Origin of the sequence: Weissella sp. LMG 11983 (assembly GCF_025908495.1) — a bacterium.
GTDB classification, from domain to species: Bacteria; Bacillota; Bacilli; order Lactobacillales; family Lactobacillaceae; genus Weissella; species Weissella fermenti.
Genome location: NZ_JAOZFD010000002.1, coordinates 68,522 through 82,284 on the forward strand (window position 1 = coordinate 68,522; position 13,763 = coordinate 82,284).

The following is a 13,763-nucleotide window of genomic DNA, read 5'->3' on the forward strand; positions in this document are numbered from 1 at the left end:
TGCTACATTTAATAAATGTGTAATAAAGTTGACATGTTTCGTTACATGTCGGGGAAGGGTTATAAATGAGGTTTGTTGAGAAGGTAAAAGCCAACATCTTATGGATAGGGATAATTGTGTCGGTGGCGCTATTTGCGTTGTATGCCAGTCCGTTGAGTAAAGGAAATGTTTGGGTGGATACAAACGCCATGCTTGAAGTGGGACGTGCATGGACGCATGGCTATATGCCATACCGCGATGTTTTTGAGCAACGTGGACCGTTGATGTTTTTCTACTTCTTTGTGGCTAATTTGATTAGTGAACATGGTTATATCGGATTGTTCTTCGTCGAAGTTTTGAATTTAATTGGGATTTGGGTAGTGGTGACTAAGTTACTAAACAAAGTTGCAAATCCGATTATGAATAAAGCGTTGGCAACGTTCCTTGTTGCGACCTTTGTGCTAAGCCGAGCTTTTGAATACGGGGGATCACCTGAAGAGTTTGCAACGTTCTGGACGCTGCTGGGAATTTTGATGGCTTATCGGTTCCTAGATGAGGCACGAACACCGCAAATCATACGCTTGGGCGTTGGCTTCGGATTGGCCATCGCGGCAGTGTTCTTGATTAAGTACACATTGCTCGGTGCATTGATTGGTGTAACACTGGTCGTCGGATTGGTTGGGATTGCTCGCCGATTTCAAGAAACTGTTGCTGTTTGGTGGGACGGCGCTTGGTGTGTTCGCCATTATTAATGGGGCCGTGCTGACGATTTTGCACTTCTTAGGAGATGCAAGGGCGTTTATCAACGTCTATTTTGTTACTAACATGAAGGCTTACAGTGAAACTGTGACGCTCAGTCAGCGACTAGACTATTTCAAAGCAGCAGGTTCAGGACTTTGGGAGTCCTACGCAGTGTTACTTATTATCGCAGTTGTAGCGGTTCTTGCATTGATAGATCGTAAGAAGTTCGACCGATTGTCAACGATGGTTCTTGTAGCTTCTGCCGTGGCATTCATAATCACTTACGGTGTTGGTCGTTTTGATGATTATTCATTTTTGGTGATTGTTGCCTTGTTAATGTTATTGATTTTGCAAGGTGCAGGACTAGCGCTTGAGAAACGGTCAATTTCAATGCCTGCCGTTGCCTTGGTGACACTTTCTGTTGCTGTAGTGAATCCGTTTGTTGGCAAGGAACCATATATCTGGACCAAGCAGGTCAACGCTTCTAAGGTGCTTGGGGATTACATTAGTCATCAACCAGGTCACAAATCATTAATTTACGCAAATTTTATTGATGACGGTGTTGAACGCTATGCAAACGTTGACGTTGCTGGCAAGTTTAAATTCTTTGAGCAAACAAATATTCCCGGTAACAAGTTCCCTGATCAAGCCAACGGTTTGGCAGATGCCATTAATAATGCCAAGCCTGATTTTATTGCGTACAGTTTGAATTGGGGTGGGGCAAAGCCCGCAGATTTGAGTAGTCGCCGTGATATTTTGAGTCATATTTCACCTCAAGTTTTGCAGAACTATCGTTTAGTCAAGGTTGCTGCCTCATATGCACCGACTGAACAAAGTGGCGACCACATCCAAATGGCATTGCTTGAACGAAAATAATGAATGATGGTCACATTTAAAATGTGGCCTTTTTTTGATGAGTCATGGCGCATTTTTGAAAACACTGCAATAAAGCAAAAATTGCGCTATACTATCATTATGTGTAATTCTGAAGACATTCAGGATAAATTTGATATTTACGAATTAAAGAAGGAAATCAAGATGATTACTATTAAGTCAGATCGTGAAATTGAGGGTATGAAGGCGTCAGGTGCCATCATTGCCGGCATGCACAAGGGTTTGCGCGACATTATCAAGCCAGGTATTTCTACTTGGGAAATTGAAGAATTTGGTCGTAAGTACATTGAAGACCACGGCGCACGCGCTGCTCAAATCGGTTTTGAAGGCTTCGAATTTGCGACGACTGTTTCAGTTAACAATGAAGTTGCCCACGGGTTCCCTCGTAAGGGATTGATTTTGAAGGATGGCGACTTGGTTAAGGTTGATACGGTTGTTGATCTTGATGGTTACTATTCAGACTCAGCTTGGACATACGCCGTTGGTGAGGTGTCACCTGAAATCAAGCGTTTGATGGATGTGACGTTGAAGGCGTTGTACTTGGGAATCGACCAAGCGGTGGTTGGTAACCGTATTGGTGATATCGGTGCAGCTATCGATGCGTACGTTACTGACGAAAATGGTTTCGGAAACGTACGCGAGTACATCGGTCACGGTATCCAACCAACGATGCACGAGGAGCCAGCGGTACCAGCATACGGTGTTGCCGGTCACGGTTTGCGTTTGAAGCCTGGTATGACGATTACAATCGAGCCAATGGTTAACGTTGGTGGTTGGAAGGTTGACACGTCAGAAGAAGATGGTTGGACTGTAACGACTGAAGACGGTTCATGGTCAGCGCAATATGAGCACACGATTGCCATTACTAATGACGGACCAAAGATTTTGACGAGTCAAGACCCAGAATTCGATGCCAAGTACTTGTAATAAAGGAGCGCTTATGACGAAGCAAAGTAAGAGTTATTTATTCGCCAAGCGTTTTTTGGATATTTCAACTGCGTTGTTTGCATTGGTGATTTTCTCACCAATCTTTTTGGTTATTTCTTTGTTCTACTTGTTTGGCGATAACAAAGGACCAGTTTTCTATCAGCAACGTCGTATCGGGCAAAACCACGAGGAGTTTGGTATTTACAAGTTCCGTTCAATGGTGGTGAACGCTGAAGAGAAGCTATACGCTGATAAGGACTTATATGCTAAGTTCGTTGAGAATGGCTATAAGCTACCAACCGAAGAAGATCCACGTATCACCAAGTTTGGTGCGTTTATTCGTAAGACATCTTTGGACGAGTTACCACAGTTCATTAACATCTTGATTGGGAACATGAGTATTATCGGACCACGTCCAGTTGTTGAACGCGAGTTGGTGGAATACGGCGATCGCGTTGATGAATTTTTGTCAGTAAAGCCTGGCGCGATGGGCTTGTGGCAAGCAAGTGGTCGTAGTGATATTCAATACCCAGAGCGTGCCGACCTTGAAATTTCGTACGTCGAGCATGCTAACCTGTGGTTTGATTTTAAAATTTTGTTTATGACAGTACTCGCCATCTTCAAGGGTGACGGTGCAATGTAGTAAAATGACGACTTCGAGATTCGAGTCGTCATTTTGTGTTTAGTAGCGCGTTTCTATACGTTTTTTTGCAGATATAAAAAATTCAAACAATAAACCAATCTTGTTTAAAGTTTCGTAAGACGGTTAAGAGCTGTCTGTAACAAGAATGAAACTGATGTCGGTTAGTATTGACTTTGGACTTATAAAACGGGAGAGTCAGAACGATTAGGGAGGAAATTATGAACTTTAAGAAGGTTCTATTTGGGGCTGCAGCTGCGACAGTTGCCGTGAGTGGTGTATCTTTGGTGCCATTCTCATCTGCCTTTGCGGCGGATGGTATCCCAACGATTACAGCTGGTGATTCAACTGTCCCAGCGATGGACGTTGTCGACGTGGCATCATATCAAGGAAACTTGTCAGTCAGTGCCTACAACACAATGAAGAAGTATGGCGTTAAGGCTGTCATCGTCAAGGTGTCAGAAGGTACGAATTACGTAAACCCATACGCTTCAACGCAAATTAAGAATGCACAAGCTGCTGGTTTGGCCGTGGGTGTTTATCACTATTCACGTTTCTCAAACGCAAGCGGTGCGAAGTCAGAAGCTAACTACTTTGCCAAGCAAGTAGCGGCTTTGGGCTTGTCAAAGTCAACGTTGATGGTTGATGATTTGGAAGACTCGTCAACGAGTGGTAGTGGATCAACGACCAACGCCAATGCATTTAAGGATCAATTGTCAGCTAATGGCTACAACAATCAAATGTTGTACACGTATCCTTCATATATGAGCGCAACTGGTTTGAACGTTTCAAGTTACGGTAACGACCGTGTTTGGATGGCGTCATACCCATTTGCACCAAATAAGAACAACTTGTGGTACACAAATTATGGCGCATGGCAATGGAATTCAGCTACTAAGTTCCCAGGCGTGAACGGATTCTTTGACGTTTCAAAGGATTACTCAGGTAAGTTGTCAAGCAGTGCCATGACTGGTTACTTGCAAGACAAGGATGGTAACTGGTACTGGTTTGAAAACGGTGTGAAGTACACTGGTTTCCGTTTCTACATGGGAACGTACTACTACTTCAAGCAAGGTGTTCGCCAAGAAAACCAATGGGTTTCACAATGGGGTAACACGTACTACGTAGGTTCAGATGGACGTGCGTACGATGGTGTTCGCACGATCGATGGCAAGAAGTACTTCTTCGGAAACGACGGCACATTCAACTTACGTACGAACCAAATCGTGAAGGTTGATAACGTTGATTACCGTGCAGCCGCTGATGGTTCATTAACGCCTAACTCTGGTTACCACTATGACGGTTCTCAATACAACGGTGGTTACCGTTGGTACGAGAATGGTCAATTGTACACTGGCTTCCGCTACTATATGGGAACGTACTACTGGTTCATTGATGGTGTCCGTCAAAACGAAGGTTGGCGTCAAGCTTGGGGTCTAACTTACTGGACGGATAACCAAGGACGTGCCGTGCAAGGATTGCGTACGCTTGAAGGTAAGCAATACTACTTCGGAAACGACGGGACTTACAATATGCGTAAGAACCAAGTCGTGACGACTGGTAGTGAAGGTGGTGTTGACGTGAAGTACCGTGCCGGTGTTGACGGTACGTTGTCACCATACTCTGGTTACCAAAATGACGGTACCGGTTGGTACTGGTTCGAAAACGGTGCGAAGTTTACTGGTTTCCGTATGTACTACGGTGCTTACTACTTCTTCCAAAACGGTGTTCGTCAAGAGAACCAATGGGTTGAGCAATGGGGACACAAGTACTACGTTGGTGCTGACGGCCGTACGGTTCAAGGCTCAAACGTTAACATCAATGGCCAAACATATAACTTTGGTACTGACGGAACGTTCTACCTACGCTAAAATAAAGGCATAGGGGTTTGATACCATAGGAGGTTTCGACATGAAAAAGATTATTATCAGCATTATCGCTGTGTTAGTCGTAGTAGGTGGTGGGGTGACTGCCGCTGTTATGACGCACAAGAGCGCACCTGAGAAGGAGTCATCTTCATCAGTTGCAAAGAAGGAAACGTCGAGTGAATCTTCAAGTTCGTCTTCGTCATCATCTTCTTCATCAAGCTCAAGTGAGGTTGCACCTGAATCTTCTTCAGCACCAGCCGTTTCTGAAACGGCACCGGCTGAATCAAGTTCATCAGCGCAAGCACAAGCAGATGCTAACAGCGATTGGGCTAACCCAAACCGCACTGATGCTGGTGAAACTATCACTGCCAAGACAGTCACGCAAGCACGTGCTGAATTGAAAGAAAACGGTGTGGACGACACAACGTTGGGTGATGGGGACGTGCAACAATTGATTAAGATTGGTCAAGCACAAAATATGTCAGTTTACGAAGTGTATAAGCAAAGCTTTAATCAATAATGATTAAGAAAGGATTGCAGATTATTGCAATCCTTTTTCTATGGGATTTTAAGTTTGGGTTAATCTCGTAAAAACACGATATAGGCTGTAAATCCGGCCTTTATTACGGTATACTTGAAAACGGATTTAATTTTTAAATATGTATTGAGGTAGATATCATGGAAAATCAATTTACCGTAGGCGCATTGTTCAAGCACATGTTGCGCAATGCCTGGTGGATTATTGTCTTAGGAATTGTTGGTGGTGCAGCGATGTTCGTTTTGACGAACAAGGTTGCGACGACAACGTACGAGGCGACCCGTCAAATGTACATTGGCAAGAACAACACTGACGCAAAGGATCCTAACTCTCGTGTGATGGCGGATTCATGGTTGTTGCATTCATACGCGCAATTGGCAAAGGATGATGCAGTTGTTAATGCAGCCGTTGCAGACCTAAAGGCCGATGGCATCAAGATTAAGCCAGCAGCTTTGACTGATGCAGTTCGTGTTTCTCCTAAGAAGGACACGTTGTTGATGACTGTTCGCGCCGATGCTAACACAAGCAAGAAGGCTGTTAAGTACGTTAACGCTTATGCAAACGCCTTTAAGACGGTTGCACCTGAAAAGTTGTCAGCTATGCCAGAACCAGTGTTGTTCTCAGCGCCTAAGAAGGCTGTTGCTGTGACGACACCAGGTGGTTCATCAAAGAAGGCGTTGGTCTTCGGCGCTGCTGCTGGTTTGCTAATCGGTATTGTATTGGCATTCTTTACGGGAATCTATAAGAATATGAAGGCAACTGCCTAAGCGAGTATAGAAAGGGGTATGGTGATGGTTTCTTGGTTATTACCAATCGCACTATTACCAAAGACTTACACATACTATCTCTTTGATAGCTCTGCCCAATTGGCCTTGCCACTTTTCGGCTTGTTCATTTTGGTGAAGCTATATCTGCAACCAACTCAGTTGGAGACAGTTTTGCCAAAGAAAAGCACTCTACGTATTTGGGGTGCTTTTATTGTAGTTCAGCTCGCATTGATGGGCTGGGAGTATTTAAAGATAGGTGAGTCTGTACAGGTTTACGGCCTGATTCACGGTTTAGTCGCCTTTATGACGATGTTGCTGGTAATCTGGGTGGCGTACACGATTCAAAAGATGTCATTGCAAAACTTTGATGATGCCGTTAAGTTCGCTAAGTCAGGTTTGATTGCCTTAGTTGTTTACTTGGTTTTGATTGTTTTGCCACAGATGTTGGTCATGGGTGGGTTCCATCAGTTGGACTTCTACGTCAATGGCTTAGCAAAGCTGTTCGAACGTCACTGGCAAGATCGTGACTTTTATGACGATGGGTCATATGTGACGACTTTGCACCGTTTGAACGGCTTTGAGCCAGAAGCATCATTCTTGGCTTTGCTGTTGGGGATGGGCTTCTCACCAGCATTAATTATGCTGGTGCAAGAGCCAATCAAGAACTTCCGCAACAAGCGGTGGCTTTACTGGCTTGGATGGGGCTTAATCGCCTTCATCTTAGTCGTGATGATGTTGGCCAAGACAACAACTGGTTTCTTGTTGATTGGGTTGCTTGGATTAATCTTTTTAGTTTCAGCACCAAAGACCCAAAAGATTTGGTTTGGTTCAGCAGCCGTTGCCTTTTTGGTACTGGTCGCTTTGGCTTATCAATTTGTACCGCCGGTAACCCACCAATTGAACACGTGGTTGTTCGAAAAGAGTGGGACGGACAATCGTCTCGGCGGAACAATCGGTTTGCTGCAAGCTTGGTTGCACCACCCAATTTTGGGTGTTGGTTTTGGTTTTGAAAGCCACTACATTAATGAGTTCTTGCCAAAGTGGTCTAAGGATAATTTGGAATATATTTACGTTTATAAGAAGACGGCGTACCCAATTTTGAATGATATGCTGGGTTGGTTGACCCGTTTTGGGTTGGTGTTTGTCTTGATGGCATTCTGGCTATTAGCTGGTTTGCTAAAGCGTGCGGCATTCGTATTGAAGCGCTTGGGATCAGGTGCTGATTTTAAGACGATGTTTTATCGTGTCACGGTGAAGTCATTCTTCGTTGCTGTGTTCTTGGTAATCGTTGTGGCTTCTATTACACCAGCCAATGCAACAGGATGGCCAATGATGCTAATGGGATTCTTCTATTGGCGTGTTATCCACATGGCAGAAGATGATTTGAATAATGGAGTACTACAGTAATGAAGATTTTGATTGCGGCCCACAAGCCATATCAAATGCCAACATCAGAGATTTATTTACCAGTAATGGTGGGTGCCGCCTTGCATGACAAGGTAATTGATGGATACACGCCTGACAACACTGGTCAAAATATGTCTGATAAGAATGGTTTTTACAATGAGTTGACAGCCTTGTATTGGGCTAAGTACAACTTGCAAGATGAGGATATCCTTGGGTTGGCTCACTACCGTCGTTATTTAGGACGTAAGGCGAGTCACGATTTGGCTGATATCTTGTCTGAAGATGATATTCGTAAGGGGTTGGCAGAGGTTGATATTTTGTTGCCAAAGCCACGTAACTACTTTATCGAAACGCAAGAAAAGCACTACTTGAATGCTCACATTAACGAGCCTTATTATGCAATGCGTGAAGTGTTGGAAGAGTTCTATCCAGACTATGTACCAGCATTCGATGCGTTGGGTAAGTCAACGAAGGCGCACTTGTTTAACATGAGTGTGATGCGTCAAGATAAGTTCCAGGCATACACGGATTTCTTGTTTGATGTATTGGGTAAGGTTGATGAACGCATCGACGTTGCCAAGTACGAAGGGCAAGATCGCCGTTCACTAGGTTTCTTGGCTGAACGTTTGATGGACACTTGGGTTAACACACAAAGCTTGCGTGTTAAGGAGTACCCAGTGGTGACAACTGAAAAGACAAACTGGTTGGATAAGGGAACTCAATTCTTGAAGCGTAAGTTTATCAAGAATGGCGAACGTAAGGTTCACTTCTAAACCGAATGAAACACCGCAGATTTTTTCGAATCTGCGGTGTTTTGTGCGCTACAGCCAACTTTTTAACCCATTGACGGGCAGTTTATGGTAAAGTAATTAGGAAGATTTATATTCTGAAAGGAATCATCAAAAATGACTTTGAATGATAAGAACTACGACTACCTAATCGTCGGTGCTGGACCTTTTGGTTCAATTTTTGCCTACGAGGCGGCCAAGCGTGGTAAGCGCTCATTGATTATTGAAAAGCGTCCACACATTGCTGGAAACATGTACACACACACGGAGCACGGAATTACGGTTCACGACTTCGGTGCACACATCTTCCACACTGATAACAAGGAAGTTTGGGACTACATCCGTCAATTCGCTGAGTTTAACGGATACCAAAACCAAGTTGTGGCAAACTACAAGGGTACGTTGTACAACTTGCCATTCAACATGAACACGTTCTACGAGATGTGGGGAACTAAGACTCCTGCAGAAGCTAAGGCTAAGATCGAAGAGCAAAAGAACGCTGCTTTGGCTGACTTGGGTGACCGTGAGCCACGTAACTTGGAAGAGCAAGCTATCTCATTGATCGGTACTGATATCTACGAGAAGTTGATCAAGGGTTACACTGAAAAGCAATGGGGACGTAAGGCAACTGAATTGCCAGCGTTCATCATCAAGCGTTTGCCAGTTCGTTTCATCTACGACAACAACTACTTTAACCACCGTTACCAAGGTATTCCAATTGGTGGATACACGCAAATCTTTGAGAAGATGTTGGACAACGATTTGATTGACGTTCGTTTGAACTCAGACTTCTTCGAGCACAAGGATGAGTACATTGCCGAATTCCCACGCATCTTGTACACGGGAATGATCGACCAATTCTTCGACTACAAGTTCGGTGAGTTGGAGTACCGTTCATTGCGCTTCGAGCACGAAGTTATCGAATCAGACAACTACCAAGGTAACTCAGTTATCAACTACACGGATGCTGAGACACCATACACGCGTGTTATGGAGTGGAAGCACTTCGATGGTTTGTCAGACGATGGTGTGACAATCATTACGAAGGAATACCCACAAACTTGGGATCGTTCAAAGGAAGCTTACTACCCAGTTAACGACGAGAAGAACACAAACTTGTACAAGGAATACGCTAAGGAAGCGCGCCAACACAAGGATCAATTCATCTTTGGTGGTCGTTTGGGACAATACCGTTACTTTGACATGGACCAAGTCTTCAACGCAGCATTGAACGAAGTGCGTAAGGAATTCAAGATTCCATCAAGCTTCAACTTTGCTCACGACGAAGAACACTAATTTAAATTAATAATTACTGACTGTTTCATTCCGTCTGGGATGAAACAGTTTTTTGTTATCAGCTTGAAACCAACATAGCAAACTGTGTATACTAGAAATAACGTGAAAAGATTTAGTTGGGGATAAAAATGTCAGAAACATTATCAATTATTGTGCCAGTGTTCAATGAACAAGAAACAGTACCGCTATTTTATAAAGCGGTCAATGAAGTTCGTGAAACGCAACTGGCTGATTACACATTCGAATACTGGTTTATTGATGATGGATCAAACGATAACACAGTAGCTGAAATTCAAAAGTTGGCAGACAACGATGACAATGTCCATTTCGTGGCGTTCTCACGTAATTTCGGTAAAGAAGCTGGTTTGTATGCTGGGCTTGAACATGCTACAGGTGACTACGTGGCTGTAATGGACGTGGATTTGCAAGATCCGCCAGCATTATTGCCTGAAATGCTACAGGGTGTTGCTTCGGGAGAGTGGGACGTGGTTGGTACGCGTCGCAAGACTCGTGATGGTGAGCCACCAATTCGAACGTTCTTTAGTGAATTATTCTATAAATTGATTAATCACATTTCTGATAACCACATTGTTGAAGGTGCGCGTGATTATCGTGTCATGTCCCGACAAGTGGTGGATGCGATTATGTCGATGTCTGAGTACAACCGTTTTTCAAAGGGTATCTTTACGTGGGTTGGTTTCCGCCAAAAGTACATTGCCTTTGAAAACACTGAACGTGTTGCGGGTAACACATCATGGTCATTCTGGAAGTTGGTTAAGTACTCAATCGAAGGAATTGTGGCGTTCTCACAATTCCCATTGATGTTGGTATCTGTACTTGGCTTGATTGCATTCATCATCGCTGTGATTGGTGCGATTTTTGTAGTTGTCCGCACACTCATGGTGCCAGGGTCATCTGCTTTTGGTTGGCCATCAATGATTGTCATCATGCTTGGTATGGGCGGGGTACAACTTCTTAGCCTCGGTATTGTTGGTCGTTACATCTCAAGTATTTACTTGGAAGTTAAGAAGCGTCCAATTTATGTTGCAAAGCAGGTGAAGTAGCGTGAAGACACGATTTAGTATCTTGCGTAATGAGCGAAACGCTAATTTGTTTATAATTGGCGTTTTTTTATTTGTTGCAATCTTTTTAACCTGGCCACTGTATATAAATGATCGTATGATTCTTGGCGTTGATGCTTTTTTCCATATTCACCGTGTGTATGAAACGGCGATGCAAATTAAGCATGGCGATTTGTCGTACTTCATGTCAATATTTGGGTTCGGTCAGACAGGACGAATCGTTAATATGGCTTACGGCCCCGTATTTGCCTACTTAGCGGGAGCGATGCTACTGATTGTTGGTAATTGGTTTAAGTGGCAATTTGTAACGAATGTCGTGATTGCATTTGCCTCATTAACGGTTAGTTATTTTTCGTTGAAAGCAACGTCAGTAAGTAAACTTTGGTCCGTTGTTGGCGCTATCTTAATCTATACATTGATGCCAGCACTTAGTTGGTGGCATGATCAAGCGTTTATGGGTGTGGGAGTAATTCTTCTCCCGATTGCGATGTCACTTGGCATTCGTATGCTGCAGTCTGAAACGCCCGGTATTAAGCCAATTGCAACAGGAGTTTTGGTCGCACTTGGCATTCAAATCCATATGTTGTCAACCTTGTTCATGGTGTTGATTTTGGCATTTTATGCTGTGCCAGCTTTTATAAAGACAGCGAAGAAGTGGCTATTTCTAAGAAAAGGTGTGCTATCAATTATTATCGCCCTAATTGGGTCGGCTAATGTTTGGTGGCCGTTGCTCAGCGTGTCTGCACACAATCAGTTGTTGCGTCCATTTATTGAAGGAAACGCCGGTAGCGACATCACATCATTGGCCGTGACTGTTGATGGTAGTCGTAATATGTCAGTAGTGCTGGCAATCATTTTTGTGTCTAGTTTGGCGCTGCTACTTCGAAAGTTGATGTACAAAACTGGACCGGATTTTGTAACGACATGGACGCTGGTTGCGGGAGTTGGCTTGATGTTAATGTCTTTCCAAATCTTGCCCTGGCAGACAATTTTAAGTAATCCGCATAACCCAATTTCGTTATTCCAATTTCCAATGAGGTTTGCGATGCCAGCAACAGTTCTGTTAATTTTCGGTATTGCACGTGTGACACAACGTATTACTTTGGTGAACGTAGATCTTGTTCGGTTTGTTGGTGTCGTCGTTTCACTATTTATGGTGTTTAACGTTTATGGTTACGCTGCACAGACAGCACGAAATGCCAAGGATAAGGATTTATTTGTGACGCAACCATACGCAACACCAGCGTTTGTGACACCAGATTTAACCTTAGATAAGCTGGCTAATGACGAACACACGAGCGATCTATCACTATTAGTGGCTGATGCAGCACAAAATTATCCAGACTATCTGCCTATAAGTGAGCAGAATCAACAAAACTTAAGTGCGAATGATTGGTTCCATGGAAATGGCTATGAAGTCCAGTACCTAGAAACTTATGTGACAAGCCAAGCTTTGCATAATTTAACGAAACAAGTTGACGGACAAAAGCTTATCTTGGAATGGCGAGGCGATAAGTCAAGCACGGTTATCTTGCCGGTTGCCAAATATGCAGAGTCTCAGATTGTTGTGAATGGTAAGACGCTTGCTGATAAGGCGCGTGTGACTAAACTAGGTGCACCGATTATTCGACAACAGTCTGGTAATAATAGGGCCGTAATTACTTTTAAGGCGCCAAAAAGCGTCATTGCTACTTACGTCGTGACGGTGATCTTTTGGATAGGATTGTTAACTTATCTACTGGTAATTAAGGTCCGTAAAACAAAAGCATTATAGGGTTTAATTACCACCGTGTTTAATGGTATTATTAAACACGGTGGTTTTTTAGACCCTTAACGAGTTTTAGTCCTCGTTACCTGAAAAGATATTGAACGAAAAACAAAAAGAAGAGATTGCTTGAATTCACTGTAATTCAAATAGGAGGAACTTAACATGTCAGTTAGTGCTGTCGTCGTTACATATAATCGTTTGCCAATGTTGAAGGAAGTTATTGGCGCTTTGCAAGCTTCCGAAACACCTGTTGATCACATCATCATCGTTGATAACAAGTCAAACGAAGACACGAAGGAATACTTGACGAGCTTGGGTGACCAAATTGAATATGTCCGCTTGGAAGAAAATCTTGGTGGAGCCGGTGGATTCAACCGCGGTGTCCGTTACTTCATGGAAAACACGACTGATGATTACGTTTGGTTGATGGATGATGACACTGTGCCACATGCTGACACGTTGACTGAGTTAACGGCATACGCTGCTGCAAACCCTAAGTTTGGTTTCTTGTCATCAGACGTGCGCTGGACTGATGGTCACCGTGCTTTGATGAATCAACCGGCACCAATGAACCGTTTGCGTGTTATCCCCGAGGATGCCACGGAACCAGAACAATTGCGTAATGCAACGTTCGTGTCATTGTTGATGAGCCGTGAAGTAGTCGACAAGATTGGTTTGCCAATCACGGACTTCTTCATCTGGGGCGATGACATTGAGTACACAGAACGTGCTGGACGTGTTTACCCTGGTTACTTTATTCCAAAGGCTAAGGTAACACACAAGATGGCCACAAACGTTGGATCAAACATCTTGAACGACACGAAGGACCGTACGCCACGTTACTACTACTCATACCGTAACAAGGTTTACTATGGTCGCAAGCGTGATTTCGTGGGCCACATGAAGTCAAATGCACGTATCACGATGGAATGGCTTAAGTTGGCTGTTACACCTGGTGTTGAAGACCGCTCAGCTAAGCTAAAGATTTTGGCAAAGGGTGTTAAGGATGGTCGTAAGTTCAACCCAGTAGTTGAACACGCAACGAACGCCAAGGAGGCCTAGTCTGCC

General features: G+C 43.8%; 13 protein-coding genes. All 13 read left to right on the forward strand.

Annotation, left to right across the window (positions count from 1 at the left end; genetic code table 11):
* Positions 1-65 precede the first annotated feature (65 nt).
* The 13 genes from OIT45_RS09890 (at position 66) to OIT45_RS09950 (ending at position 13,757) form a co-directional block, all read left to right on the forward strand.
* The gene (locus OIT45_RS09890) at positions 66-731 is read left to right on the forward strand and encodes a hypothetical protein (RefSeq protein WP_264340048.1); all 666 of its coding nucleotides are present in this window, start codon (positions 66-68) and stop codon (positions 729-731) included.
* Positions 658-1,596: a hypothetical protein gene (locus tag OIT45_RS09895; protein WP_264340049.1), complete on the forward strand. Its 939-nt coding sequence runs from the start codon at positions 658-660 to the stop codon at positions 1,594-1,596. Before OIT45_RS09890 ends, OIT45_RS09895 begins: the two co-directional genes overlap by 74 nt.
* Before the next feature lie 162 nt (positions 1,597-1,758).
* The gene (map, locus tag OIT45_RS09900; RefSeq protein ID WP_135412120.1) at positions 1,759-2,541 is read left to right on the forward strand and encodes a type I methionyl aminopeptidase; all 783 of its coding nucleotides are present in this window, start codon (positions 1,759-1,761) and stop codon (positions 2,539-2,541) included.
* Positions 2,542-2,554: 13 nt separating this feature from the next.
* On the forward strand, positions 2,555-3,184 hold the full coding sequence (locus OIT45_RS09905) for a sugar transferase (RefSeq protein WP_135412118.1): 630 nt from the start codon (positions 2,555-2,557) through the stop codon (positions 3,182-3,184).
* Positions 3,185-3,402: 218 nt separating this feature from the next.
* Positions 3,403-5,052 carry a GH25 family lysozyme gene (locus tag OIT45_RS09910; RefSeq protein ID WP_199404265.1) on the forward strand — a complete coding sequence of 550 codons (1,650 nt, stop codon included), beginning with the start codon at positions 3,403-3,405 and terminating at the stop codon, positions 5,050-5,052.
* 40 nt (positions 5,053-5,092) lie between these two features.
* Entirely contained in the window at positions 5,093-5,569 is a 477-nt protein-coding gene (locus OIT45_RS09915) for a hypothetical protein (protein WP_199404264.1), read from the forward strand.
* 158 nt (positions 5,570-5,727) lie between these two features.
* Positions 5,728-6,354 carry a YveK family protein gene (locus tag OIT45_RS09920; RefSeq protein ID WP_199404263.1) on the forward strand — a complete coding sequence of 209 codons (627 nt, stop codon included), beginning with the start codon at positions 5,728-5,730 and terminating at the stop codon, positions 6,352-6,354.
* Between the two features lie 24 nt (positions 6,355-6,378).
* Positions 6,379-7,761, forward strand: a complete 1,383-nt coding sequence (locus OIT45_RS09925) for a hypothetical protein (RefSeq protein ID WP_199404262.1) — start codon at positions 6,379-6,381, stop codon at positions 7,759-7,761.
* Positions 7,761-8,534 (forward strand): DUF4422 domain-containing protein, encoded by a 774-nt coding sequence (locus OIT45_RS09930; protein ID WP_199404261.1) that lies wholly within the window; start codon positions 7,761-7,763, stop codon positions 8,532-8,534. The genes OIT45_RS09925 and OIT45_RS09930 overlap by 1 nt, the downstream gene beginning before the upstream one ends.
* Before the next feature lie 132 nt (positions 8,535-8,666).
* The gene (gene glf, locus OIT45_RS09935; protein WP_003610750.1) at positions 8,667-9,845 is read left to right on the forward strand and encodes a UDP-galactopyranose mutase; all 1,179 of its coding nucleotides are present in this window, start codon (positions 8,667-8,669) and stop codon (positions 9,843-9,845) included.
* Positions 9,846-9,973: 128 nt separating this feature from the next.
* Positions 9,974-10,909, forward strand: a complete 936-nt coding sequence (locus tag OIT45_RS09940; RefSeq protein ID WP_199404260.1) for a glycosyltransferase family 2 protein — start codon at positions 9,974-9,976, stop codon at positions 10,907-10,909.
* A gap of 1 nt (position 10,910) precedes the next feature.
* A complete protein-coding gene (locus OIT45_RS09945) occupies positions 10,911-12,701 on the forward strand; it encodes a hypothetical protein (protein ID WP_199404259.1) in 1,791 nt (596 codons plus the stop codon).
* Positions 12,702-12,857: 156 nt separating this feature from the next.
* Positions 12,858-13,757 carry a glycosyltransferase family 2 protein gene (locus tag OIT45_RS09950; protein ID WP_199404258.1) on the forward strand — a complete coding sequence of 300 codons (900 nt, stop codon included), beginning with the start codon at positions 12,858-12,860 and terminating at the stop codon, positions 13,755-13,757.
* The last annotated feature ends 6 nt before the right edge of the window (positions 13,758-13,763 follow it).

Bases quoted from the DNA above. Each gene is read 5' to 3' on its own strand.
- OIT45_RS09890 (WP_264340048.1), top strand. From the start codon at position 66: ATGAGGTTTGTTGAGAAGGTAAAAGCCAACATCTTATGGATAGGGATA.
- map (WP_135412120.1), top strand. From the start codon at position 1,759: ATGATTACTATTAAGTCAGATCGTGAAATTGAGGGTATGAAGGCGTCA.
- OIT45_RS09905 (WP_135412118.1), top strand. From the start codon at position 2,555: ATGACGAAGCAAAGTAAGAGTTATTTATTCGCCAAGCGTTTTTTGGAT.
- OIT45_RS09910 (WP_199404265.1), top strand. From the start codon at position 3,403: ATGAACTTTAAGAAGGTTCTATTTGGGGCTGCAGCTGCGACAGTTGCC.
- OIT45_RS09915 (WP_199404264.1), top strand. From the start codon at position 5,093: ATGAAAAAGATTATTATCAGCATTATCGCTGTGTTAGTCGTAGTAGGT.
- OIT45_RS09920 (WP_199404263.1), top strand. From the start codon at position 5,728: ATGGAAAATCAATTTACCGTAGGCGCATTGTTCAAGCACATGTTGCGC.
- OIT45_RS09925 (WP_199404262.1), top strand. From the start codon at position 6,379: ATGGTTTCTTGGTTATTACCAATCGCACTATTACCAAAGACTTACACA.
- OIT45_RS09930 (WP_199404261.1), top strand. From the start codon at position 7,761: ATGAAGATTTTGATTGCGGCCCACAAGCCATATCAAATGCCAACATCA.
- glf (WP_003610750.1), top strand. From the start codon at position 8,667: ATGACTTTGAATGATAAGAACTACGACTACCTAATCGTCGGTGCTGGA.
- OIT45_RS09940 (WP_199404260.1), top strand. From the start codon at position 9,974: ATGTCAGAAACATTATCAATTATTGTGCCAGTGTTCAATGAACAAGAA.
- OIT45_RS09950 (WP_199404258.1), top strand. From the start codon at position 12,858: ATGTCAGTTAGTGCTGTCGTCGTTACATATAATCGTTTGCCAATGTTG.